The organism is Pseudomonas sp. S5D5, assembly GCF_003013355.1.
Taxonomy (GTDB): Bacteria; Pseudomonadota; Gammaproteobacteria; order Pseudomonadales; family Pseudomonadaceae; genus Aquipseudomonas; species Aquipseudomonas aylmerensis.
Genome location: NZ_PTEO01000001.1, coordinates 5,046,166 through 5,070,533 on the forward strand (window position 1 = coordinate 5,046,166; position 24,368 = coordinate 5,070,533).

The window sequence follows — 24,368 nt, forward strand, 5'->3', positions numbered from 1 at the left end:
ATTAGCCCTTCACCCGACCATAAATATCTTCAAATCGGACAATGTCATCCTCACCCAGATAGGACCCTGACTGAACTTCTATGAGCTCAAGGGGAATCATCCCGGGGTTTTCCAAAGCATGAACCTGCCCAATTGGAATAAAAGTCGACTGGTTCTCGGTCACCAGATAGGTCTTCTCACCATTTGTAACTCGCGCAGTACCGCTCACTACTACCCAATGCTCAGCTCGATGATGATGCATTTGCACAGACAGTTTGGCACCAGGCTTCACTGTGATTCTTTTAACCTGATAACGTTCCCCACTGTCGATAGAGTCGTAAACGCCCCACGGACGATAGACCTCTCGATGATCGGCGTGCTCGTGACGCTGACTGAGTTTGAGTTGATCAACGATTTTCTTAACCTCCTGCACCTCGTCCTTATGGGCGACGAGAACAGCATCTTTGGTCTCAACGATAATTAAATCTTTCACACCAACCGTGGTGACCAAACGATGTGTCGCGTGGACATAACTCCCAGTTGTTTTCTCGGAAAGCACATCCCCTTTGAACAAGTTACCGTCAGCTGTTTTCTTACCCGCTTCCCACAGGGCCGTCCAAGAGCCGATGTCACTCCAGCCTGCGCTTAAGGGCACCATTACCGCATCTTTAGTTTTTTCCATAACGGCATAGTCAATCGAGTCGTCAGGGCTGTTGGAAAATATAGCGCTGTCAACACGGGTGAAGTGCATATCTTGTTGCCCGTTTGCCAAGGCATCACGGCAAATCGAGGCAATTTTTGGCTGGAATTTCTCGAGTTCCTGGATATAGCGGCTGGCGCGAAACATGAACATACCGCTGTTCCAGAAGTAATCGCCTTGAGACAGATAGGATTCAGCCGTCATCAAGTCTGGTTTCTCAACGAAGCGACTAACCTCAAAGCCGCCTTCCTCCACCGGCACTCCCCTTTGAATATAGCCATAGCCAGTTTCTGGATGAGTAGGGGTAATTGCAAACGTGACCAACTTACCGGCTTCGGCAAGCAAGAGCGCTGTCCTGATAGCTTGGTGAAAAGCATCTACATCCTGAATCAAATGGTCAGCTGCCAGGACCAGCAGAATCGGATCCGCTTGCTCTGCCAAGGCTTGCAACGCAGCCAATGCGATTGCCGGGGCGGTATTTCGGCCTACGGACTCAAGGATAATGTTCGCATCTTCCAATCCCATTTGCCGAAGCTGTTCGGCTGCAAGAAAACGGTGACTTTCGTTGCAAATCAATCGAGGGGTAACGTGCTCCAATCCATCAAGACGCTTAATGGTCGCCTGAAGCATTGTCAGGTCCTCATCCACCAGGGGCAGGAACTGTTTTGGGTTCAATTGACGAGATAATGGCCAGAGCCGTGTGCCCGAGCCACCCGCCAAAATTACTGGAAGAAACATTCAATCGTCCTTTGATGCTTGGGTCAGCGCAGCCAGATTGGCGCGGGTGGAGTTATGCACGAGCGGGGAGTCATTCACAGCACTCGCTGACCACCTTTCGTACTCCTCATGCTGAATCGTCGACAGCTCCACGATATCACTGCTCGGGAGCTTTACGCGGTAAGACGATACTGCAGAGTGGATATTGGGCGTATTGTGCGCTGCGCTGTGCTCGACGACCAAGCAATACCCGGTCATTGGGTCAAAAGCATCAAAGGTGCCCGATTCCAGAACCATGTCAGCCACGCGCGTCCAACCGATTATCAACGAACCATTTGTAAGCGCCTCGTAGCCCGTCCTCAAGACCGATGCTGGCCTGCCACCCCATGGACTTGAGCCTCGACACATCCATCAGCTTGCGAGGCGCACCATCAGGTTTTGTCGAATCGAAAGTGAGCGTGCCGTTGAATCCGACAACCTTCGCTATAGTCTCAGCCAGCTCGCGAATCGTGCAATCGACCCCTGATCCCACGTTGACATGTGAAAGCATGGGCTGCGTATTGGTTTGATAAACTTGTGCTTCCAGCTCCATGAGATAGACGCTGGCCGCAGCCATATCATCAACATGCAAAAATTCACGCATGGGTTTGCCGCTGCCCCAGATGGCGACTTCTTCTACCGATTGCTCTACAGCGTCATGGAAACGACGCAGCAGCGCCGGAATAACATGGCTATTGTCCGGGTGATAATTATCATGAGGGCCATACAGATTGGTCGGCATAACGCTCCGATAATCGCGACCATGCTGTCGGTTGTAGCTTTCGCACAGCTTGATACCTGCAATCTTGGCAATAGCATAGGGCTCGTTAGTCGCCTCGAGCGTGCCAGTCAACAGCGCCTGCTCAGTCATCGGTTGTTCAGCGAGCTTCGGGTAGATACACGAAGATCCCAGAAAAAGAAGCTTCTGAACACCCGTACGATGCGCCGCCTCAATCACGTTTGCCTGAATCATGAGGTTGTCGTAGATGAAATCTGCTGGATAGGTGTTATTGGCATGAATACCACCCACGCGAGCAGCCGCCAGATACACCTGATTGACTTTGTGAGCATCGAAATACGCACGCACTGCCCTTTGATCGATCAAATCAACTTCATCACGACCAACCGTCAAGATGTTCTGATAACCCAACTCGGACAGGCGCCGGACAATGGCCGACCCGACCATTCCCCGATGCCCGACAACCAACACTGCTTCGTTTAAATGGCGAGCCATTGATCAGTTCTCCGTTGCAACAGGTACCTCATGACCGTGCTGCTTGAGCAAGGCATGACGTTGCGCGACTTTCAAATCTTCCCGGACCATCTCTGCACACATTTCCTGCACGGTAATTTCCGGTGTCCAGCCCAGCTTGGTTTTCGCTTTGGTCGGATCGCCCAGCAGGGTTTCAACTTCGGCTGGCCGGAAATAGCGCGGGTCAACACGAACAACCACATCACCAACGCACATCGCCGGCGCCAGGTCGCCTTCAATCGATTCGACTACAGCCACCTCATCGACGCCGGAACCTTCAAAACGTAACTTGACGCCCAACTCCGCTGCGGACCAACGGACAAACTCACGAACCGAGTACTGTACGCCCGTGGCGATTACATAATCTTCCGGTTGATCCTGCTGCAACATCATCCACTGCATGCGCACGTAATCTTTGGCATGGCCCCAGTCGCGCAAGGCATCCATGTTCCCGAGAAAAAGAGATTTTTCCAGACCTTGCGAAATGTTCGCCAACGCGCGGGTAATTTTACGTGTTACGAAAGTCTCACCACGCCGCGGTGATTCATGGTTGAACAAAATGCCGTTGCACGCGTACATACCGTAGGCCTCGCGGTAGTTAACCGTGATCCAGTAGGCGTACAGCTTGGCGACCGCATAAGGAGAGCGCGGGTAGAATGGCGTGGTCTCTTTTTGCGGCGTCTCTTGCACCAAGCCATACAACTCAGACGTAGAGGCCTGGTAGAAACGTGTTTTCTTTTCGAGGCCCAGTAAACGAATCGCTTCCAAGATACGCAGGGTGCCCATGGCGTCCACATCAGCGGTGTATTCCGGAGACTCGAAGCTCACTGCAACATGGGACTGCGCACCCAAGTTGTACACCTCGTCCGGTTGCACCTCTTGGATGATACGCGTCAGGTTGGACGAGTCAGTCAAGTCGCCGTAATGAAGGACAAAGCTCTGGTTATCTACGTGCGGATCTTGGTAAATGTGGTCAACACGTTGAGTATTGAACGAAGAAGCTCGACGTTTTATGCCGTGCACTTCGTATCCTTTTTCAAGCAGGAATTCTGCCAGGTAGGATCCATCTTGACCTGTAATACCTGTGATCAGTGCCTTTTTCATAACATTCTCTACTTGATTTTTCCTAAAATTGATCTGACTACCCTTTTTAGCCAGGGTTTAAGCTCATATACCGAAGCCACTAACGTGCCAAAATACTGGCAACGTATATCAAAAATCTGACGGTCTCTTTCACGGACTCTCGTTGCGCTGACGCCAACTGCGTCGAAAAACACATGACCTTTCGACGGCAACATAGAAATTTTATTACTATAGCCGTGCTCCAAAAAATATTTGTAATCGGCACAGATATCATACGTGCAATCATACGCTATACTTTTGGCCTCAAAAACAATTCCCTGATGGCAATTAGAAATACCTGAGCGTTGATTGACAACAGGCCTGTTACGAAAGCGTCCAAAAATATCAACATACTTTACTGGTAGAAAAGCTGGAGCCACCTGCAAGGAACTCAAGACATCACCGACGAAATAATCACCCGCGTTCAAAAAAAGCAACGCATTCCCATTGGCAGCACGCCAACCTTTATTCATAGCATCATAAATTCCTGAGTCGCGCTCCGAAACCCAGTAATCAATTCCATCAGAAAGCTGTTCAATAGCTTCAACAGTGCCATCAGTCGAGCCGCCGTCTATTACAATATATTCAATTCCAGGATAAAACTGTCTCTGTTCAAAAACGCTATTTGCCGTTTTAACAAATCCGAGACGGTCATTGAAGACGACGGTAATAATACTTAGCACTAGCATCAATTATTCTCTCTAAAGGATACACTTTTACCAACTGTACGGCAGGAGGAAAATGCGAGTATAAAAAAATAATACGCATACTGAAAATTAATCAAAGACCCCATCGTGAGCAAAGATAAGAAAATGATCAAACTGGAGAGGTTTTTTTGCAGCAGTGTAAGTGCATTAACATTGAAAGCAGCCCAAAGCACCAACGGTAATAAAAGCGCTAACGAGCCCAGTACTCCATTGGCGTAAATGTAAGTTGAAAAAAAATCAATTCCGCGCATCGGACCCTCAAAATCCCCACTCATCAATTGAGTACTGGAAACCATGCCATAACCAAAAAGAAATCCGAGTGTTTCAGATGAAAAGCCTTGAACGATCTCATAAAAAGAATTCAGACGTACCCAAAGACTTTCAAACGCTCTAGCCCCGTAAAGCAGGCCCAGTAGAAATGGTGCAAAACTAAACACCAATAAGATACCAAGCACCATAAATTTCAAAATCTTTAAACCAAGTTTACTCACAACAAAGCTAGCACCAACTAGCAATAAAAAGACATATCCAATTTTCGCACCAGCCAAAAATATAAAAAGCATATTAATATACTTTAGCCACTTAGAGACTAACAGGATCGAAAAAGCCAAATGAGTCATCATCAAATATATCACAAACGGAGCTGACTCGACGAACAGACCTGTGACTCGGTATAGATAAGGAATGAACTCTACCTTAGGTAAAACATAAGAAACATCATGCGTATTCTCATGCATCATCACCCAAAACTGATTACCGTCAAGCATCAGAAAAGTATCTTGATAAACAGCATAAATAATATTAAGCAGCCAAAACACTATAACGAAAATCTTGAAATATTCAGGATTTTTCCTTACCACCGCAACGCCTAGCAATATGTATATGTACGCTAATGCATAGCTAAAGTCCAACAGCGAGAAAGGCCTAACACCCGCAGAAGCCAAGCTATATAAAAGGTGAAACAAAGCTGCCACTAAAAACAACACGTCAACTTTTCTGAATTCAGAAAAGTACAACAGAGTTGGCAACGCCAAATATCTAACCGGCACGTTGCCCAGTCCGAAGCTTAAAGCAAGCGCCGGAAAGCTGGAAAGACAATAAAAAATGACATACATAAGATCACCTTTACACGAACAACAGCACTAAACACCAAGGTATCTTTTACATATTTTTCGTCCGACAAACAGTAGCAACCAGATACGTGAAAATGAATAAAACTTATTTATAGTGTAAAAATTTGAGACGTCACTTACGCCAAAGTCTTTAGAATCAGGAAATCTTAGGAGGTGTAAATACAGCCGTCCGTTGAGCTTAGAAATTAAATCCGGGCGGTAGTGCTCCACGAAGTACGCCCGCGCAACGTTATAGTGCAGGGGAAGCTTACTGTTCTTGGAGGAGATACTAATGGAGCCAGCGTGGGCGCGAAAAAAAGATAAGACACGTGAAACAAAAGCAAACTTAGGATACTTATGAGCAACTAACAAGAACAACAAAAGATCGTTCCCTATTGCATGCATGGAAAAATCGCTTCCTATTGAATTAGGAACATGCAACAACAAACTGCTACGCAGGTCCTGCAGCCGAAACAATGCACATCCTGGTGATACGGGATAGCCCTCCCCTCTCAAGTCACCCTCTATAAATCGCTCGCTGTCGTATATTCCAGTAGCTCCAATGGAGTGATACAACTCGCCTATCAAAGGATTTTCGTCGAAGACACGCGTTGCCGTAAAAACAAATCCGACATCCGAGTCATCCAAAAACGGCAATGTGCTTTCTAAATAATCCGGGGCGATCAAATCGTCTGACCACAAAATCTTCGCATAGGTACCAGTTGCCTCTTCAACACATCTTAGCCAATTACGAACGGGTCCGAGATTTGATTCGTTCCGGAAGGCTTTGACTCTACGATCCATACCTGCGATTTCAGAAATCACTTCCCAGGTACCATCAGTGCTGGCGTTATCTACAACTATAATTTCTATATTTTCGTAAGTTTGCGCCCGCGCTGAACTCAAGGTATCAAGAATCATATTTTTACGATTATAAACAGGAATCAAAATACTAACTAAATTCATAGGCGCTTCCATTACGACCCTCCATCTCATAAATTAACAGCATATAGAACCAATCAAAGCGCCTATACTACCTTTACCAATTTTGAAACTTGCCACGGTAGGAATACCGCGGAAAAACACAGACTTAACGTTGCAGCCAATACTATCCCGCCAACCCCCATATCAAAAACCTTAACCATCAACAACGCCAAAGGTATATTGACCAACATCGCTACCAGTGCAGTGTATAGCTGAACATTTACCGCACCTGCACCATTAAGCATCATTGCAAAAATATTGTTCCATGTAGACACCGCCACAAAAAAAGCTATAGAGATTACCAGCGTCTGGGAGACAGCGAAATCGTGCCCGATCCAAATGCCTATTATAAATTTTGCCAAAAACACCAGCACAACTAACCCTAACAAAATAACCGAATACAACTTCAGCTGCGTACGCAGCATCTTGACTATCCATATATTGTCTTTCCGGTGATAGGCATCAGTGTACGCAGACCATAATGGAGTTGAGATCAAAGCATGGAAAAAGGTCACAACACTAAACAATTTGAAAACCACCTCATACTCTGCAATATGCTCTGGACCAAACAATTGTGCTATAAGAATTTTGTCGGTTGTAAAAACCACAAGTACAGCTAACTGAATAACAAAAAACCGTATACCAACTGAAAGCAGAGGCTTAATATGATCATGTTTAAGCGATAGAAACAGATCCGGTCTTAAAAACCTATATTTTTCGTAAAACCAAGCACTCAGTAGCACATTGCCACCTAGCAGTCCAACGCCATAAACCCATGCGAGTTTACTGATACTTCCTTCCGTCAAGCGAAATAGCAAGTAAGTCACGAGCAAGGCAAAGATATTGGTAAATAACTGCCCTAGTGATACTAAGGCGCTTTTTTGAACAGCACCCAATAATGCGGTAATTAGCCCGACCCAAAAATTCACCAACACAAAGCTCATTGCGACCTGAGCTGAATACCTAAGCTCGCTTTCCGAGACGGTGATCGTATTGAAAATACCCTGCCATGACACCCAATACGATATTGAAAAAAATACTAACCAGAGCACCAACACTGCCAGCCCTATCACACCGTAAGCAGACGAAATATAGCCTCTGGCTTGCTCGGGGTCGTCCTTTGCGAGCGACTCTGCTACTTTATTCCGAAGTCCATTTCCGATCCCAAGATCAAAAAAAACAATCCAGGACATAATGGTCAACAATGTCGACCAAACACCGAACTGAGACACTCCCAAATAAGAAATCATTATGGGAATGATCAGAAATGACGCTGCAACAGCGCCGCCTTTATACAAGACAGACCCTTTAACCTGTCGCACATAATTATGCGTACGCGGAACGATAGCCTTTTCAGACATTATTGCTGGCTCACCCACTCCACCATGGAATTTACACCTTCCCTTGAAGAAACTACCGGCCTCCACCCTAGAATCTTATGCGCTTTGGCAATGTCAGCTACGAATACTCGCTGATCACTTTCCCGAACAGGCAGTTTCGTGTACTCCAAATCAATATCATTGATTTCATTTAGCATCTGAAACAGCTCAAGTAAAGAAAGACTGTTATCCATTCCGCCACCAACATTAAAAGCGTGCCCTCTAGCCACTTTAATATTATTCACGGCACTCATGTATAACGTTTTCATATCATCCGCATGCAGTACATCACGAACCTGCTTCCCACTTCCAGATATTGTAAATGGGATGCTCGTTTTACCGGCCCTAGCCTCAATTGCCTTCTGACAAAACCAACCTACCCAACCTTGATCGTAGGTAGCAAATTGACGACCACCGTACATTGATGAATGCCGGAATACGACTGTATTAAGACCAAACATGCGCGCGTAGTCCAGCATGTATTGGTCCGCAGCGCCCTTGGAGCAACCATAAGGAGAGTGAAAATCTAATTGAGTTGTTTCATCAAAACCATTGGGTCGATCAATACATTCGTATCGAGAATCGCTTTCGCTATATTTAAATTGCTCCAGATCCCCGTACACTTTATTCGTCGACGAATACACAACAGTCGCCTCCGGCACATGCAGTCGTACTGCTTCGAGCAGGTTGTGAGTGCCCATGACGTTGACTTCAAAATCCATCCGGGGATTGGCAATCGACGTCGTCATCGCCACTTGGCCTGCCAGATGGAAAATCACATCAGGCTTATGCAACTGGATAACTCGCGTGATGTCGTGTTGATTTCGAATATCACCGTGCTCAAACGTGAATAAACCTTGAGTCTGCAGCCAACCCAGGTTTTCCCGTGAACCGCTACGATATAAACTGTCAAAAATAATAACGTCGTCACCACGCAGGAAGGCGTCCGATGCGAGGTTACTGCCGAGGAATCCACAACCACCGGTAATAAGTAACTTCATCGTAAAATATCCTTATCGATCATTTTTTGTATGCCTACTTCCAGGGAGGTACGCGGTGCCCAACCAAGGGAACGCATTCGATTAATATCCGCCCGAAACAGCATTTCTTCGTTGGGACGGTAAGGAACGCTACCAAAATTCAATTTTGTCTGGGAAGCAGTCAAGGAATGCACTAACTCTACAAACTCTCGCACGGGCAATGCCACACCAGAGCCGACTTCAACTTCTTCCGCCCGCTTAATACTTGGCATGTGCGAAATAATAGTATCGTAAGCAGAAACAACATCATCTATAAAAATAAAATCTCTTTTCTGAATACCGGATGTCAAATTCAAAACATCAATATTTTCCGTACAGGAACTGACTACATAGGTCGTAAATTTACTTTTATCGTCCCCCGGGCCATACATGTGTTGCAGCGCGACATTTACAAACTTGACGTTCGGCCCAGCTTGAAAAACGCCAATTAAACTGAAGCTATTTTTTGACATTGCATAACTGCTGACAGCAGCGTCCAGCACGGTACCAGTGTTGACGAACGCGACGTTCCCGTCGAGTGAGTTAGCACCTTCCAACAATACCAATCCGAATCGCACATTCGCGTCGTATACATCAATGATGGACTCTCCCGCACGACCGTAGGCGCAAGCGGTATGCACTATGTAGTCAGGTGAAACCGCTGCAATCGCAGACAAGACGTCTTGATCACTACTGTATTTATATACTTGGCTATCGGGAAGAATACCCTCGATACGCGCACAGGACGAAGTGGAGCGAACGAGCGCCGAAACCCGATACCCCGCCCGGCTCCAAAAACGAGCAAGTGCGCTACCCAAAAACCCGGTAGCACCTGTCAACAGTATTTTTTTCATATTTAAAAGTTGATACCGAAGAACTCTTCGAGTTTTTCACCGATAAAGTCAAATTGCGCTTGACCCAAACCTGGGTAGATACCGAGCCAGAACGTTTGATTCATAGTACGATCGGTATTAGTCAGCTCGCCTACCACCCGGTATTCAATACCCTGAAAGTAAGGCTGACGCGTGAGGTTACCGGCAAATAACAGGCGAGAACCGATATTGTTCTGATCCAGGAACTTCAACAAATCGACGCGTTTCACCCCCGCAGTTTCTTTCAAAGTTACCGGAAAACCGAACCAAGACGGCTCGCTATTAGGAGTTGGCTCAGCAATTTCCAGAAATTCGGACAAACTACTCAAACGTTGTTTGAGGAGCAGATAATTACTTTTACGCGTATCGATGAATTCCTGGGCGCGATCCAGTTGTGCCAAACCGCACGCGGCTTGCATATCAGTTATTTTGAGATTATAGCCCAAGTGGGCGTACACGTATTTGTGGTCATAACCCTGGGGCAAGCTGCCAAACTGTTGGCCAAATCGGTCGCCACACGTATTGTCACAGCCAGGTGCGCAGTAGCAATCGCGACCCCAATCGCGGAACGACTCGGCGATCACTTTCAACTGAGGGCTGTTGGTAAAGACTGCGCCGCCCTCACCCATTGTGATGTGGTGTGCAGGATAGAAACTTAAAGTACAAATATCTCCAAAAGTGCCTACCAATTTTCCATCATACTTTGCTCCAAGGGCATCACAGCAGTCTTCTATCAGCCACAAATTGTACTTATCGCAAATTTCCTTCACAGCGCCCAAATTAAACGGATTACCCAATGTATGGGCGAGCATGATGGCTTTAGTTTTAGGCGTGATCGCAGCTTCAATCAAATTGGTGTCGATATTGTGCGTCACCATATCTACGTCAACGAACACAGGAATAGCGCCAAACTGCACAATCGGGTTGACCGTTGTAGGAAACCCTGCGGCAACGCCGATAACTTCATCACCTTTCTTGATCGCCCGATCACCGAGCTTTGGCGACGTCAGTGTGCTAAACGCTACAAGGTTGGCAGACGAGCCCGAGTTAACAGAAAGCGCATATTTGACACCGAGGAACTCTGCCAGCCTCTGTTCAAACTGAGCGTTGAAACGCCCGGTAGTCAGCCATCCATCCAGTGACGCCTCCACCATCAATTGCAGCTCACGGGCCCCTATTACCTTGCCCGAAGGTGGAATAATACTTTTACCCGCAACGAAGGGTTTTGGCGCCAGGGCGACTTGAGCATATTGCTCAACGAGTTTGCTGATTTCCTGGCGAAGCATATCGGGTGTCATGGCTTTTCCTGCTTAAAAATATGAGTTACTTGCCGCATGAAGACATAGCGGCCATATAGGCGTTAATTTCTACTAGACAAAGAGAGTGAACATCCGCACCACGTAGCCAAGCCCGGTGCCAGTTCACGATGTGAGCCAGTGTCGTCTCCAGAGACCAGGTAGGTGACCAGTGCAAACGAGCACGCGCCTTAGAAATATCTAGTTTCAAATAGCGCGCTTCATGTGGCTGCGGATGTTGATCCAATGCCCAGCTTGCCCCCTCCTTCCAAGTTCGAACCATATGGTCCAGAATCCAGTCAACGGGACGTGCATCTTCATCTTTGGGGCCGAAGTTCCAGCCCTGAGCCACATCATGCCCATGCTTCCAGAGATTCTCCGCCAATACGAGATAACCGCTCAGCGGTTCAAGGACATGCTGCCATGGCCGGGTAGCCTGTGGATTACGAATAATCACCGGATGTTGCTTTTCAAATGCAGCCAGTATATCCGGAATTAGACGATCCTCAGCCCAATCTCCACCACCGATTACATTTCCAGCACGCGCTGAGGCGAGTGCACAGGGTTGTTCTTTGCTAAAAAAAGAGTTGCGATAGGCCGACGTCACCAGCTCAACACAGCCCTTGCTGTTGCTATAGGGGTCATGCCCACCCATGGGTTCGTCTTCACGATAACCCCATTCCCACTCGCGATTTTCGTAACATTTGTCGGTTGTGACGTTAACTATTGCACGCAGGCTGGGGCACTGCCGCGCTGCCTCAAGGACATGCACAGTCCCCATTACATTCGTAGAATAGGTGTCGACCGGGTGCTTATAGGAGAGCCGTACCAGTGGCTGAGCTGCCATGTGAATCAAAATCTCGGGGTCAAAGCAAACCATGCTCCGAGTGATTTCCTGCAAATCTCGAATATCACCGATTTGCGAATCCATACTTTCGGCGACACGGGCCTCATCGAAAAGCGCGGGAGTGGTCGGCGGATCAAGCGCGTAACCCTTGACGTGTGCACCCATACTTTGCAGCCACAGGGATAACCAGCTCCCTTTGAACCCGGTGTGTCCTGTCAAAAATACTTTTTTACCCTTCCAGAAGGCGGGGGTGACTGCGGCTTTCATCTTCACTCCCACATCTTCCAAGGCGCCTTTCCTGAATCCCAAAGTTGTTCCAGCAAATGTTTGTCGCGAAGTGTATCCATAGGCTGCCAGAACCCAGGATGCTCATAGGCCATCAGCTGATTATCAGACGCGAGGTTCATTAGCGGCTCTTGCTCCCACACGGAACTGTCATTATCAACGTAGCTAAGCACCTCGGGCTTTAAAACAAAAAACCCGCCATTAATCATAGCGCCATCACCCTTAGGCTTTTCCTTAAAGTTAAGGACCTGACCAAGACGAATGTCCAGTGCTCCAAAGCGGCCTGGCGGGTATGTCGCGGTCAATGTTGCGGCTTTGCCGTGTTTCTTGTGAAATTCAATAGTCGAAGTAATATCGACGTCACCTACGCCATCGCCGTACGTGAAGCAAAATGAGTCTTCATCCTTTAAATACTCAGCTACCCGACGCAGACGCCCTCCCGTCATGGAATCATCACCAGTATCAACCAGCGTGACACTCCAAGCTTCCGCGCGCTTATCATGTACTTTCATGGTGTTGTTACGCATATCAAAAGTGACATCTGACATATGCAGAAAGTAGTTAGCAAAATACTCTTTGATTACATAGCCTTTATAACCACAACAAATAATAAAATCATTGATTCCGTGTGCTGAATACATCTTCATGATATGCCATAGGATTGGCTTACCACCGATCTCTACCATTGGTTTAGGTCGAGTACTGGTCTCCTCACTCAATCGTGTGCCTAGTCCACCAGCCAGAATCACAGCTTTCATCTTTTATCCTTAATCAATTCGAGCTAACAAAAGCGTCGGAGTAGAAGTTTTTTTGAGGAAGACCAAGCGCTATGAGCTTTTCTTTAGCCGAATGAATCATGAGCTCGGACCCGCAAGCATAGACAACCGCATCCGTCATCAGGATTCCATCATCCTCGACAGCATTCTGAATATAACCAATACGTCCATCCCAGCTATCATTGGGACGTGACAAAACTTGGACAAACGTGACCGGCAAAATATCGAGCTCTGGCTGCCAGTAGAAGTCTGTGGTACGTCTACCGCCCCAGTAAATCCATATTTTTTTATTCGCGACTTGCTCAGGGTTGGACTTCAGCTGTTCAAGGATCGCCTTCACAGGCGCAATACCAGTGCCCGTGGCCAGGAACACGAGGTTAGTCACGGAGGTATTACGAAGCGCAAACGTGCCTAAAGGGCCTTCGATCCTGAGCAGGTCGTTGATGGCGATTTCGCCAAACCAATATTGACTCATGACTCCGCCTACGACTTGGCGAATCTGTAACATAAGCTTACCGTCCTGCCTGGGGGCATTTGCGATGGAATAACTTCTTCTCACCCCATTTTTTCCAATAACATCGACGTACTGGCCCGGGATGTAATCGAGTGGACTGGCAGGAGGCAGCCGAAGAGAAACCTCCAAGACATCATCAGACAGTCGCGTAACTGAATCAACTCGGCACGGAAGCGTTTTGCTCTTTATATCGCCGAACAGACTCAAATCTTCAATATCTAAATGGACATCGCTCAACGCACCGCGGCAGCACGTCAATATATATCCCGCAGCAATCTCTTCAGGTGATAGTACCGACTCCTCATGATGGATAATCGCGGTCTCACCTATTGCGAAAGCCTTACAAACCCCGCACCTACCCGACCGGCAGCTGTACTCCAATACCAGACCATGTTTTTTTGCGTTGTCCAGAAGCGTCACGCCGGGCTCACAAAGGAAGGTCTTTTCGTTGGATAAAGTGGCTATAGTCATGGCATTTGCAAATCATTCTTGAAAAATTGAATTAAAAGGCATACGAACGAACCCTCACCCTGCTGTTCCAGTGGTTGCCTCGCCCCCGTGCAGCTTCACAGTATGAAACAACGCTCTCCAGCGGAAAACTCAGCTATTGGGCGCAATTAAGCAGGTTTATCAGGATTACGACTCGCTCATAACTAGCCCTTGATACTAAAATGGCATCAGCACCAGCGCCCCTGGACGCAGAAGCCGGACCGTGTCCCCAACCAAATTTCTGGAGCCTGAACATACGCCCGCACCAAATGTGTCCTTTGCGTGACATTGAGTCTTACATCCTTGGAGTGACCACAGGCCTTCCACAGCACAAAGGAAATCTTGAAACTGACGCGTAGCGTGGATGACACAGTTTAACGCCACGTTATTTGATGGACCATTATACGTCCACAGGCAACGTTCAGTAACCTTGACTTTACGCACAATAACAATTTGCACAGTTCGAATTTAGCAGGCAATCCCACCTCACGACGAATCAACCTGCCCTCTTTTCAGACTAGCGGCGACACAATTACGAACAATTAATCACTTTAGAATATGTCAATCCAAAATTCACGTAACGCTTAATAGCTTGATTATGGTCGAACTGGGCAGATGATGCGTGCACTACCAGAAAAATTGGCGACTATCATGATTTTAGCAAGCAGAATTGGAAACAATGCCCCAGACGGCCAGACAGGAAAATCATCCGCCAATGAGCGCGCCCCCCCCTCACTGAAATGATGCCCCGCTCCTGGAAAATACCTCTTGCGTTGATCACATTAGATTGTAGGAATGTCGCAAAGGTATATATGAACAAACCTGCGAAGACCTAGCGGAGCATTAGCCCTGCCTACAGGCCGGAGAAGCACACGCGTTAAAGCTCCGTCCCGTAAATTACCTCGTGAAGATCCGTAGGGTGCTAACGAGTTCTTATTACTGTAAAGGCCGGATGTTTACTTTAAGAACGCCACCGAGCACTAATAACGAAGGGCGTGAAGACAGAACTGCCTTAAAAGCATGCCCAGCCGACAGAGCTCGCGAGAGCCGCCGAGCCGCTGAACAAATCAAACGTCAGCAGTCTACGCGGCGACTTGCCAACTTGCGACGGCCGCAGATACTGACCAGAAACATAAGGAAAGGACTAATGAGCATTCCGACAATTAAAGAAAGCGTGATGTATAGCGATACCGAAGCTTGAGGCGCATTCCAGCCTAAAAAGGAAAGACTCACAGACTGCTGGTTCTCAAGGATGAATGCCAAGATCACCAGAAAAACCGCCGACACAACCACAACCAGTGTAACGCGCTTAATCCCCCGCATAATATCCTCCCACCAAAACAATCAAATCGACTCTTCCTCATCCTCATTCACCCGATCCCGCAGCTCCTTCCCCGGCTTGAAATGAGGCACAAACTTCCCATCCAGACTCACCGACTGCCCAGTCTTCGGATTCCGGCCCACCCTCGGTGCGCGGTAGTGCAGTGAAAAACTTCCAAACCCGCGGATCTCAATCCGATCACCGGTTGCCAGGCACTGGGACATTTGCTCGAGCATGGTCTTGATAGCCAGCTCCACATCCTTGGATGAGAGCAGCCCTTGATGGGTGACAATTCGTTCGATCAACTCCGACTTCGTCATATTTTTCCCTTCTTTTTCAAGCAGCTAGGAAAAGCGCTTCGAAGGTTTTAGCATGACTTGATGAATTTGAACAGCCCATGCAGCAACATATCTGCATACGTCTTGACCCCTCAATTACAGATCACCAGCATGGTGCGGGTAACTGCGCCGGCGGGGTTCCAGCCGAATAGGTAGTCGCCCTCTTCATCCTTGGCATCGCTGGATCGGGTGATGACCTTGTAGCCTTGCATCTTGCACTCCCGAGCCGCGCGTTTCTCGCACTTGTCCCAGTTATTGCCAAGGCCCGAGCAGTCAACCTCGATGCCGCTGACGCCGCGTCTAGCGTGGGTTTTGGCACTGGTGGTGGAACAGCCTGCAAGCATTACCACTACGAATAAAACGATAAGCCTGTACATTCAGATCCTTATTGAAACAACTGCGCTGGAACAGCTTTCATGAAGACTATAGACAGTTCTGACACTTAACCGTAAGGCTTGGTTCTCGGTTGTTGATTCAACGAATTTCAGGCACAAAAAAGGGCGACCGAAGTCGCCCTTTTTCTATGGTCTGACAGAACTTAGTTCTGTTTTTCCATTTGCGCACGCAGCAGAGCACCAAGAGTGGTGTCAACTGGAGCATCCGACGAGGCTGGCTTGTCGCGCAGGCTCTGGATGGCTTCTTTCTCTTCGATCTCGTCTTTCGACTTGATGGAGAGTTGGATTACGCGGCTCTTGCGGTCAACGCTGATGATCTTGGCTTCTACTTCCTGGCCTTCTTTCAGAACGTTGCGCGCGTCTTCAACGCGGTCACGGCTGATTTCGGAGGCTTTCAGAGTCGCTTCGATATCGTCGGCCAGAGTGATGATGGCGCCTTTAGCGTCAACTTCTTTCACAGTGCCCTTAACGATTGCGCCTTTGTCGTTCTCTTGAACGTACTCGGAGAACGGATCGCTTTCCAGCTGCTTGATACCCAGGGAGATACGCTCGCGCTCTGGGTCAACCGACAGGATAACGGTGTCCAGCTCGTCGCCCTTCTTGAAACGACGAACAGCTTCTTCGCCCACTTCGTTCCAGGAGATATCGGACAGGTGAACCAGGCCGTCGATGCCGCCGTCCAAACCAATGAAGATACCGAAATCGGTGATCGACTTGATGGTGCCGGAGATTTTATCGCCCTTGTTGAACTGGCCAGAGAAATCTTCCCATGGGTTAGATTTGCACTGCTTGATGCCCAGGGAGATACGACGACGCTCTTCGTCGATGTCCAGAACCATAACTTCCACTTCGTCGCCGACTTGTACGACTTTCGAAGGGTGGATGTTCTTGTTGGTCCAGTCCATTTCGGAAACGTGTACCAGGCCTTCCACGCCTTCTTCCAGCTCTGCGAAGCAGCCGTAGTCGGTCAGGTTGGTAACACGCGCGGTCACGCGAGTGCTTTCTGGGTAACGGGCTTTGATAGCAACCCATGGATCTTCACCCAGTTGCTTCAGGCCCAGGGAAACACGGTTGCGCTCGCGATCGTATTTCAGAACCTTGACATCGATCTCGTCGCCAACGTTGACGATTTCGGAAGGATGCTTGATACGCTTCCAAGCCATGTCGGTAATGTGCAGCAGGCCATCGACGCCACCCAGATCGACGAATGCGCCGTAATCGGTGAGGTTCTTGACAATACCTTTGACTTGTTGGCCTTCCTGCAGGGATTCCAGCAGAGCTTCACGCTCGGCGGAGTTTTCTGCTTCCAGGACGCTGCGACGGGAAACGACAACGTTGTTGCGTTTCTGGTCGAGTTTGATGACCTTGAATTCGAGTTCTTTGCCTTCCAGGTGCGTGGTGTCGCGCACTGGACGAACGTCGACCAAAGAACCTGGCAGGAACGCACGGATGCCGTTAACGTCGACAGTGAAGCCGCCTTTAACCTTACCGTTGATAACGCCCTTGACCACTTCTTCAGCTGCGAAGGCTGCTTCGAGAACAATCCAGCATTCAGCGCGCTTGGCTTTTTCACGGGACAGCTTGGTTTCACCGAAACCGTCTTCAACCGAGTCCAGAGCAACGTGAACTTCGTCACCGACATTGATAGTCAGGTCGCCAGCATCGTTGTAGAACTGTTCCAGCGGGATCAGAGCTTCAGACTTCAGACCAGCGTGAACGGTTACCCAGCGAGCTTGGTAATCGATATCAACGATAACACCGGTGATGATGGAGCCTGCCTGAAGGTTCAGGGTTTTTAGGCTTTCTTCAAAGAGTTCCGCAAAGCTTTCGCTCATTTTAATTCCTGTTGATAAGGGCGAAGAATACGCCCATCTCCACACCCCAGACGGTGTGGGTTAGTTTCAATTAGAAGAAGCGCCCCAGGACTATGACTGGTCCCCTGCGGCCTTCTTGGTCACCCGGCGATATCGCGAATGGCGATTTCGCTCAAGATGCGTTCCAGCACCTGCTCGATGGACAACTCCGTGGAATCCAGCTGTATGGCATCAGCCGCCGGCTTTAGCGGGGCTACTGCGCGCTGGGTATCACGCTCATCGCGTGCACGGATCTCATCTAGCAGACTCGACAGACTAACACCATCGACTTTGCCCTTCAACTGCAAGTAGCGGCGGCGCGCACGCTCCTCGGCACTGGCGGTCAGGAAAATCTTCAGTGGCGCCTCCGGAAACACCACCGTGCCCATGTCGCGACCATCGGCGACCAGGCCCGGCGGCTCCTGAAACGCGCGCTGACGCTGCAGCAAGGCATCGCGCACGGCCGGCAGCGCGGCAACCTGGGAGGCCCAGGAGCCGACTTGTTCATTGCGCAGGTCATCGGTCACATCATCGCCTTCAAGGATGATGCGCTGGGGATGACCTTCCGTCGCCCCGACAAACTGCACATCAAGATGCGCCGCCAGCAGCTTCAGCGATTCTTCGTTGGTCAGGTCGACGCCATGGTTGCGTGCGGCAAACGCCAGCAGGCGGTACAGCGCGCCGGAATCGAGCAGACACCAGCCCAGGCGCTTGGCCAGGATGCCGGCGATCGTGCCTTTGCCCGAGCCACTTGGCCCGTCGATGGTAATCACCGGTGCTTTGATATTCACAATTGAGCCTCTTGGGCAACACGGATGCCGACGTGGGCACACAGTGTAAGAAAGTTCGGAAAAGACGTAGCAACATTGGCACAGTCACGGATTCGAATAGGTGCCGTCGCCCGCAGGGAAGCCACACTGAACGCCATGGCAATCCGGTGATCACCCTGGGCGTGCACTTCACCGCCGCCCATCAGGCCACCGTCAATGATAATCCCATCGGGAGTCGGTTCACACTTCACGCCCAACGCCAACAGACCGTCGGCCATGACCTGGATACGGTCGGACTCCTTCACGCGCAGCTCCTGCGCCCCGCGCAACACGGTGCGGCCGTTGGCACAGGCCGCCGCGACAAACAGCACCGGAAACTCATCGATCGCCAACGGCACCAAAGCTTCGGGGATCTCGATACCGTTCAGGGCCGCAGCACGCACACGCAAGTCCGCGACAGGCTCGCCGCCTACTTCACGCGGGTTTTCCAAGGTGATATCTGCGCCCATGAGCCGCAGGATATCGATCACCCCGGTCCGCGTCGGGTTGACGCCGACATGCTCCAGCAACAATTCGGAACCCTCGGCAATCGACGCCGCCACCAGGAAAAACGCCGACGAGGAAATATCCCCCGGCACTTCTATATGGGTAGCGGTCAGTGCATGACCCGATTGCACCGACGCGGTCGCGCCACTCACCGCCACCGGGTAGCCAAAACCGCGCAACATGCGCTCGGTATGGTCACGGGTCGGCGCGGGCTCGGTCACCGAAGTCTCGCCCTCGGCGTACAACCCGGCCAGTAACAGGCAGGATTTGACCTGTGCACTGGCCATCGGCATCGAATAGGCCAGGCCTTTCAGCACCTGGCCGCCGCGGATGGTCAATGGCGGACGCCCTTCCGGACCGGTCTCGATCACCGCGCCCATTTCCCGCAGCGGCTTGGCCACGCGGCTCATCGGACGCTTGGACAAGGACGCATCGCCGGTCAACACGCTGTCGAAGCTTTGCGCCGCCAGCAACCCCGACAGCAGCCGCATGGATGTGCCGGAGTTACCCAGGTAGATCGGCCCCGGCGCGGCTTTCAAGCCATGCAAGCCCACGCCATGAATGGTCACGCGCCCATGGTGCGGACCTTCGATGACGACACCCATGTCGCGAAAAGCCTGCAAGGTCGCCAGGGCGTCTTCACCTTCGAGGAAACCTTCAACCTCTGTCACACCCTCGGCCAACGAGCCGAGCATGATCGAGCGATGGGAGATCGACTTGTCACCCGGCACCCGGATACGTCCGCTCAAGCGGCCGCCCGGGTTGGCGAGGAAGGTCAGGTCATCGGCGTTCACGGCAGTTTCCATATAGGCCCGGCGCGCCAGGATCTTGCTGAAATGCTCACGCGCCACCCGCGCACGGGTGAACACGCCCAACAACTGATGGCCATCCCCGGCATCAACCGCGTCGCGCAGGGCGTCGAGGTCGCTGCGAAAAGTGTCCAGGGTGCGCAACACCGCTTCGCGGTTAGCGAGGAAGATGTCGTGCCACATCACGGGGTCGCTGCCGGCAATCCGCGTGAAATCGCGAAAGCCACCGGCGGCGTAACGGAAAATCTCGAGGTTTTCATTGCGCTTGGCCAGCGAGTCCACCAGGCCAAATGCCAGCAGATGCGGCAAGTGACTGGTCGCCGCCAGCACTTCGTCGTGGCGCTCGACCTGCATATGCTCCACGTCAGCGCCCAGCTCACGCCACAGCCAGTCAACCACGGCCAACGCCGCAGGATCGGTCTGCTCGAGCGGCGTCAGGATCACCTTATGGCGCCGGAACAGCTGCGCATTCGATGCCTCCACCCCGCTCTGCTCGGAACCGGCAATCGGATGGCCCGGCACGAAGCGCGCGGGCATGCCACCAAACGCCTGTTGCGCAGCGCGCACCACATTGCCCTTGGCACTGCCGACGTCCGTCAGGATCGCCTGCCCCAGGTCCATGCCCGCCAATACCGCCAGCAATTTCTCCATGGCCAGGATCGGCACCGCCAACTGGATCACGTCAGCGCCCTGGCATGCGAGTGCCAGGTCCGCTTCGCAGCGATCCACCACGCCCAACTCGACCGCCAGCTTGCGCGATTGCGGGTCCAGGTCCACACCGACCACTTCGCCACACAACCCACTCTCACGCAAGCCTTTGGCGAAGGAGCCGCCGATCAACCCCAGACCGACCACCACCAGGCGACCGATCATAGGCACAACAGGTTGCAATGCAGTGACATCAACCACGAGCCAGAACCTTGGCCAACGCCTCCAGGAAGCGGCTGTTTTCTGCCGGCAAGCCAATGGTGATACGCAGGTGGTTCGGCATACCGTAGTTAGCCACCGGACGCACAATCACACCTTCGCGCAACAGGCCCTGGAATACCGGAGCAGCCACTTGGCCGAGGTCGACACAGATGAAGTTGCCCTTGGACGGAATCCAGCCCAGGCCCAGTTCGCGAAAGCCTGCCTGCAACTGCAGCATGCCGCTTTCGTTGATGCGCCGGCCCTCTTCCAGGTATTCGGCATCCTGCACGGCCGCACAGGCCGCCGCCAGCGCGAGGCTGTTGACGTTGAACGGTTGGCGCACGCGGTTCAGCACGTCCGCGACGACCGCCGTGGAGAGGCCGTAGCCCACCCGCAACGACGCCAGGCCATAGGCCTTGGAAAAGGTGCGCGAGACCAACAGGTTCGGGTAGGCCGCCAGGAAGTCGAGGCCGTCCGGCAGGTCGCTGCCTTCGGCGTACTCGATGTAGGCCTCGTCCAGCACCACCAGCACGTGCTCCGGCACATCCTGCAGGAAGTCGTTCAGCGCCTGCGCGTCGAACCAGGTGCCCGTCGGGTTGTTCGGGTTGGCGATGAACACCACACGGGTCTGGGCGTCGATGGCTGCCAGCATGGCCGGCAGGTCGTGGCCCCACTCCTTCGCAGGAATGATGCGCGCATCAGCGCCGACCGCCTGGGTCACGATCGGATAGACCGCAAACGCGTGTTCGCTGAACACCGCGTTGAGGCCCGGCGCCAGGTAGGCACGGCCGACCAGCTCGAGAATGTCGTTGGAACCGTTGCCCAAGGTCACCTGGCTCAGCTCGACCCGGCACTTTTGCGCCAGCAGGGACTTGAGCGCAAAGCCGTTGCCATCGGGGTAACGGGTCAGCTCGGCCAGCTCCTCACGAATGGCCGCCAACACCTTGGGGCTTGGGCCCAGCGGGTTTTCGTTACTGGCCAACTTGACGATCTTCGAAGGATCCAGGTTCAACTCACGCGCCAGCTCGTCCACAGGCTTGCCTGGAACGTAAGGCGACAGTTGTTGCACGCCCGGCTGAGCCAGGGCGAGGAAGTTGCCACTCATGTTAAAGCCTCACAAAACCGCTTTCGGGTAAGAGCCCAGCACTTTGAGTGCCACGGCTTCCTGACTGATTTTCTCGAGCACACCCTTGACCAGCGGGTCGCGGTGATGGCCGACGAAGTCGATAAAGAACACGTAAGTCCATTTACCGCTGCGCGAAGGACGAGTCTCGATACGCGTCAGGTCAATCCCGTTGTCGTGGAACGGCACCAGCAGCTCATGCAGCGCGCCGGGCTTGTTGCTCATGGAGACGATGATCGACGTCTTGTCGTCGCCGGTCGGCGGTACTTCCTGGTTGCCGATCATCAGGAACCGCGTGGAGTTGTCCGGGCGATCCTCGATTTTCTCGGCCAGGCGCGTCAGGCCATACAGGCCCGCCGCCATGTCACCGGCAATGGCCGCCGAATTCCACTCACCCTTGACCCGCTTGGCCGCCTCGGCATTGCTGGACACCGCCACGCGCTCGACATTCGGGTAATGCGCATCCAGCCACTTGCGGCACTGGGCCAGCGACTGGGCGTGGGAGTAGATACGGCTGATGCTGTCGGTCTTGGTGTTCTCGCCCACCAGCAGGTGATGGTGGATGCGCAGCTCGACTTCGCCACAGATCACCATGTCGTGCTCGAGGAAGCTGTCCAGCGTGTGGTTGACCGCGCCTTCGGTGGAGTTTTCCACCGGCACCACGCCAAAGTTCACGGCACCGGCCGCCACTTCACGAAACACTTCGTCGATCGCAGCCATTGGCTTGCTGATCACCGCGTGGCCGAAGTGCTTCATGGCCGCCGCTTGAGTGAAGGTGCCCTCAGGCCCGAGGTAAGCCACTTTCAGTGGCTGCTCCAGCGCCAGGCAGGAAGACATGATTTCACGGAACAACCGCGCCATCTCTTCATTGCCCAATGGGCCCTTGTTGCGCTCCATCACGCGCTTGAGCACCTGGGCTTCACGCTCAGGCCGGTAGAACACTGGCACTTCGCCTTCAGCCAGGGAGGCCATCTTTACCCGTGCCACTTCCTGGGCGCACCGCGCGCGCTCACTGATCAGCTCCAGGACTTTCTCGTCCAGGCTGTCAATGCGCACGCGCAGGGCCTTGAGTTCTTGCTCAGACATTAGCCGTGTTCCTTTTCGAACTCTGCCATGTAGGCCACCAACGCGTTGATGGCGTGGATGTCGACAGCGTTGTAGATGGAGGCGCGCATGCCACCGACCGAACGGTGGCCCTTGAGGTTCAGCAGGCCGCGCGCGTCGGCACCGGCCAGGAACGGCTTGTCCAGGCGGTCATCGGCCAGGCGGAACGGCACGTTCATCCACGAGCGGTCGGTCAGGTTGATCGGGTTGCTGTACAGGCCGCTGGCGTCGATGAAGTCGTACAGGGTGCGCTTCTTCTCTTCGTTCAGCTTGCCCATGGCAGCCACGCCGCCCTGCTCCTTGAGCCACTCGAAGACCAGGCCGGACAGGTACCAGGCGAACGCCGGCGGGGTGTTGTACATCGAGCCGTTATCGGCCGCGACCTTGTAGTTGAGCATGGTCGGGCACAGCGAACGGGCACGCCCCAGCAGGTCTTCGCGGATGATGTTGACCAGGATGCCGCTCGGGCCGATGTTCTTCTGCGCGCCGGCGTAGATCATGCCGTACCTGGACACATCGATCGGGCGCGAGAGGATGTCCGAGGACATGTCGCACACCAGCGGGACGTCGCCTACTTCCGGTACCCAGTCGAATTCCAGGCCGCCGATGGTTTCGTTCGCTACGTAGTGCACGTAGGCCGCGTCCTTCGACAGCTTCCACTCGTTCTGGCCGGGAATGGCGAAATAGTCGTAGGGCTTGGCGGTACCGGCAACGTTGACGTGACCGTAGCGCGAAGCCTCTTCAATGGCCTTCTGGCCCCAGATACCGGTGTCGATGTAGTCGGCGGTGCCGTCTTCCGGCAGCAGGTTCAGGGGCAGCTGGGCGAACTGCTGGCTGGCGCCGCCCTGCAGGAACAACACTTTGTAGTTGGATGGGATGTCCAGCAAGTCGCGCAGATCCTGCTCGGCCTTGGTGGCAATGGACACGAACTCATCGCTGCGATGGCTCATTTCCATCACGGAGAGGCCTTTTCCATGCCAGTCGAGGAGTTCACCCTGCGCACGCTGCAGGACTGCTTCAGGAAGCGCCGCGGGACCGGCACAGAAGTTATAGGCTCTCTTGCTCACATCCAATCTCACTCTGATCTGGTGGGGCTGCAATCATGTTCGGCA

At 51.9% G+C, this 24,368-nt stretch carries 22 protein-coding genes; all 22 read right to left on the bottom strand.

The window, feature by feature from the left end; genetic code table 11:
- Position 1 precedes the first annotated feature (1 nt).
- On the bottom strand, positions 2-1,417 hold the full coding sequence (locus C9990_RS22970) for a mannose-1-phosphate guanylyltransferase/mannose-6-phosphate isomerase (RefSeq protein ID WP_106804766.1): 1,416 nt from the start codon (positions 1,415-1,417) through the stop codon (positions 2-4).
- Positions 1,418-1,694: 277 nt separating this feature from the next.
- A complete protein-coding gene (locus tag C9990_RS22980; RefSeq protein ID WP_106804768.1) occupies positions 1,695-2,669 on the bottom strand; it encodes a GDP-L-fucose synthase in 975 nt (324 codons plus the stop codon).
- Positions 2,670-2,672: 3 nt separating this feature from the next.
- Positions 2,673-3,791, bottom strand: coding sequence for a GDP-mannose 4,6-dehydratase (gene gmd / locus C9990_RS22985; RefSeq protein WP_106804769.1), 1,119 nt, complete (start codon positions 3,789-3,791; stop codon positions 2,673-2,675).
- A gap of 8 nt (positions 3,792-3,799) precedes the next feature.
- Positions 3,800-4,498: a glycosyltransferase gene (locus tag C9990_RS22990; RefSeq protein WP_106804770.1), complete on the bottom strand. Its 699-nt coding sequence runs from the start codon at positions 4,496-4,498 to the stop codon at positions 3,800-3,802.
- Positions 4,498-5,631: a hypothetical protein gene (locus tag C9990_RS22995; RefSeq protein ID WP_106804771.1), complete on the bottom strand. Its 1,134-nt coding sequence runs from the start codon at positions 5,629-5,631 to the stop codon at positions 4,498-4,500. Before C9990_RS22995 ends, C9990_RS22990 begins: the two co-directional genes overlap by 1 nt.
- 27 nt (positions 5,632-5,658) lie before the next feature.
- Positions 5,659-6,606 (bottom strand): glycosyltransferase family 2 protein, encoded by a 948-nt coding sequence (locus C9990_RS23000; protein WP_106804772.1) that lies wholly within the window; start codon positions 6,604-6,606, stop codon positions 5,659-5,661.
- Positions 6,607-6,656: 50 nt separating this feature from the next.
- Entirely contained in the window at positions 6,657-7,973 is a 1,317-nt protein-coding gene (locus C9990_RS23005; RefSeq protein WP_106804773.1) for an oligosaccharide flippase family protein, read from the bottom strand.
- Positions 7,973-8,992, bottom strand: coding sequence for a GDP-mannose 4,6-dehydratase (locus tag C9990_RS23010; protein ID WP_106804774.1), 1,020 nt, complete (start codon positions 8,990-8,992; stop codon positions 7,973-7,975). Before C9990_RS23010 ends, C9990_RS23005 begins: the two co-directional genes overlap by 1 nt.
- A complete protein-coding gene (locus C9990_RS23015; RefSeq protein WP_106804775.1) occupies positions 8,989-9,864 on the bottom strand; it encodes an NAD(P)-dependent oxidoreductase in 876 nt (291 codons plus the stop codon). Before C9990_RS23015 ends, C9990_RS23010 begins: the two co-directional genes overlap by 4 nt.
- 2 nt (positions 9,865-9,866) lie before the next feature.
- Positions 9,867-11,180 (bottom strand): lipopolysaccharide biosynthesis protein RfbH, encoded by a 1,314-nt coding sequence (gene rfbH / locus C9990_RS23020; protein WP_106804776.1) that lies wholly within the window; start codon positions 11,178-11,180, stop codon positions 9,867-9,869.
- 25 nt (positions 11,181-11,205) lie between these two features.
- Positions 11,206-12,291, bottom strand: coding sequence for a CDP-glucose 4,6-dehydratase (gene rfbG, locus C9990_RS23025; protein ID WP_106804777.1), 1,086 nt, complete (start codon positions 12,289-12,291; stop codon positions 11,206-11,208).
- A gap of 2 nt (positions 12,292-12,293) precedes the next feature.
- Entirely contained in the window at positions 12,294-13,067 is a 774-nt protein-coding gene (rfbF, locus tag C9990_RS23030) for a glucose-1-phosphate cytidylyltransferase (RefSeq protein WP_106804778.1), read from the bottom strand.
- Between the two features lie 13 nt (positions 13,068-13,080).
- The gene (locus C9990_RS23035; RefSeq protein WP_106804779.1) at positions 13,081-14,070 is read right to left on the bottom strand and encodes an FAD-binding oxidoreductase; all 990 of its coding nucleotides are present in this window, start codon (positions 14,068-14,070) and stop codon (positions 13,081-13,083) included.
- A 1,092-nt stretch (positions 14,071-15,162) separates the two neighbouring features.
- On the bottom strand, positions 15,163-15,411 hold the full coding sequence (locus tag C9990_RS23040) for a lipopolysaccharide assembly protein LapA domain-containing protein (protein ID WP_106805707.1): 249 nt from the start codon (positions 15,409-15,411) through the stop codon (positions 15,163-15,165).
- Positions 15,412-15,432: 21 nt separating this feature from the next.
- The gene (ihfB, locus tag C9990_RS23045; protein ID WP_106804780.1) at positions 15,433-15,729 is read right to left on the bottom strand and encodes an integration host factor subunit beta; all 297 of its coding nucleotides are present in this window, start codon (positions 15,727-15,729) and stop codon (positions 15,433-15,435) included.
- Between the two features lie 110 nt (positions 15,730-15,839).
- Positions 15,840-16,124, bottom strand: coding sequence for a hypothetical protein (locus C9990_RS23050; protein WP_106804781.1), 285 nt, complete (start codon positions 16,122-16,124; stop codon positions 15,840-15,842).
- A gap of 161 nt (positions 16,125-16,285) precedes the next feature.
- On the bottom strand, positions 16,286-17,977 hold the full coding sequence (gene rpsA / locus C9990_RS23055; protein ID WP_065901832.1) for a 30S ribosomal protein S1: 1,692 nt from the start codon (positions 17,975-17,977) through the stop codon (positions 16,286-16,288).
- A 119-nt stretch (positions 17,978-18,096) separates the two neighbouring features.
- Positions 18,097-18,786, bottom strand: coding sequence for a (d)CMP kinase (cmk, locus tag C9990_RS23060; protein WP_003172653.1), 690 nt, complete (start codon positions 18,784-18,786; stop codon positions 18,097-18,099).
- Complete coding sequence (locus C9990_RS23065; protein WP_106804782.1) at positions 18,783-20,993, bottom strand: bifunctional prephenate dehydrogenase/3-phosphoshikimate 1-carboxyvinyltransferase; 2,211 nt, start codon at positions 20,991-20,993, stop codon at positions 18,783-18,785. Before C9990_RS23065 ends, cmk begins: the two co-directional genes overlap by 4 nt.
- Before the next feature lie 28 nt (positions 20,994-21,021).
- Entirely contained in the window at positions 21,022-22,134 is a 1,113-nt protein-coding gene (gene hisC / locus C9990_RS23070) for a histidinol-phosphate transaminase (RefSeq protein WP_106804783.1), read from the bottom strand.
- 9 nt (positions 22,135-22,143) lie between these two features.
- The gene (gene pheA, locus C9990_RS23075) at positions 22,144-23,238 is read right to left on the bottom strand and encodes a prephenate dehydratase (protein WP_034096534.1); all 1,095 of its coding nucleotides are present in this window, start codon (positions 23,236-23,238) and stop codon (positions 22,144-22,146) included.
- Positions 23,238-24,323, bottom strand: coding sequence for a 3-phosphoserine/phosphohydroxythreonine transaminase (gene serC / locus C9990_RS23080; RefSeq protein ID WP_065901837.1), 1,086 nt, complete (start codon positions 24,321-24,323; stop codon positions 23,238-23,240). Before serC ends, pheA begins: the two co-directional genes overlap by 1 nt.
- Positions 24,324-24,368: the final 45 nt, after the last annotated feature.

What these genes read in the sequence shown, in the direction of transcription:
- ihfB (WP_106804780.1), bottom strand. Translation starts at nt 15,729, where the DNA reads ATGACGAAGTCGGAGTTGATCGAACGAATTGTCACCCATCAAGGGCTG.
- C9990_RS23065 (WP_106804782.1), bottom strand. Translation starts at nt 20,993, where the DNA reads ATGATCGGTCGCCTGGTGGTGGTCGGTCTGGGGTTGATCGGCGGCTCC.
- C9990_RS22995 (WP_106804771.1), bottom strand. Translation starts at nt 5,631, where the DNA reads ATGTATGTCATTTTTTATTGTCTTTCCAGCTTTCCGGCGCTTGCTTTA.
- C9990_RS22970 (WP_106804766.1), bottom strand. Translation starts at nt 1,417, where the DNA reads ATGTTTCTTCCAGTAATTTTGGCGGGTGGCTCGGGCACACGGCTCTGG.
- rpsA (WP_065901832.1), bottom strand. Translation starts at nt 17,977, where the DNA reads ATGAGCGAAAGCTTTGCGGAACTCTTTGAAGAAAGCCTAAAAACCCTG.
- C9990_RS23050 (WP_106804781.1), bottom strand. Translation starts at nt 16,124, where the DNA reads ATGTACAGGCTTATCGTTTTATTCGTAGTGGTAATGCTTGCAGGCTGT.
- pheA (WP_034096534.1), bottom strand. Translation starts at nt 23,238, where the DNA reads ATGTCTGAGCAAGAACTCAAGGCCCTGCGCGTGCGCATTGACAGCCTG.
- C9990_RS22990 (WP_106804770.1), bottom strand. Translation starts at nt 4,498, where the DNA reads ATGCTAGTGCTAAGTATTATTACCGTCGTCTTCAATGACCGTCTCGGA.
- C9990_RS23000 (WP_106804772.1), bottom strand. Translation starts at nt 6,606, where the DNA reads ATGGAAGCGCCTATGAATTTAGTTAGTATTTTGATTCCTGTTTATAAT.
- C9990_RS22980 (WP_106804768.1), bottom strand. Translation starts at nt 2,669, where the DNA reads ATGGCTCGCCATTTAAACGAAGCAGTGTTGGTTGTCGGGCATCGGGGA.
- gmd (WP_106804769.1), bottom strand. Translation starts at nt 3,791, where the DNA reads ATGAAAAAGGCACTGATCACAGGTATTACAGGTCAAGATGGATCCTAC.
- hisC (WP_106804783.1), bottom strand. Translation starts at nt 22,134, where the DNA reads ATGAGTGGCAACTTCCTCGCCCTGGCTCAGCCGGGCGTGCAACAACTG.
- rfbG (WP_106804777.1), bottom strand. Translation starts at nt 12,291, where the DNA reads ATGAAAGCCGCAGTCACCCCCGCCTTCTGGAAGGGTAAAAAAGTATTT.
- rfbF (WP_106804778.1), bottom strand. Translation starts at nt 13,067, where the DNA reads ATGAAAGCTGTGATTCTGGCTGGTGGACTAGGCACACGATTGAGTGAG.
- rfbH (WP_106804776.1), bottom strand. Translation starts at nt 11,180, where the DNA reads ATGACACCCGATATGCTTCGCCAGGAAATCAGCAAACTCGTTGAGCAA.
- C9990_RS23010 (WP_106804774.1), bottom strand. Translation starts at nt 8,992, where the DNA reads ATGAAGTTACTTATTACCGGTGGTTGTGGATTCCTCGGCAGTAACCTC.
- C9990_RS23015 (WP_106804775.1), bottom strand. Translation starts at nt 9,864, where the DNA reads ATGAAAAAAATACTGTTGACAGGTGCTACCGGGTTTTTGGGTAGCGCA.
- C9990_RS23005 (WP_106804773.1), bottom strand. Translation starts at nt 7,973, where the DNA reads ATGTCTGAAAAGGCTATCGTTCCGCGTACGCATAATTATGTGCGACAG.
- C9990_RS23040 (WP_106805707.1), bottom strand. Translation starts at nt 15,411, where the DNA reads ATGCGGGGGATTAAGCGCGTTACACTGGTTGTGGTTGTGTCGGCGGTT.
- C9990_RS23035 (WP_106804779.1), bottom strand. Translation starts at nt 14,070, where the DNA reads ATGACTATAGCCACTTTATCCAACGAAAAGACCTTCCTTTGTGAGCCC.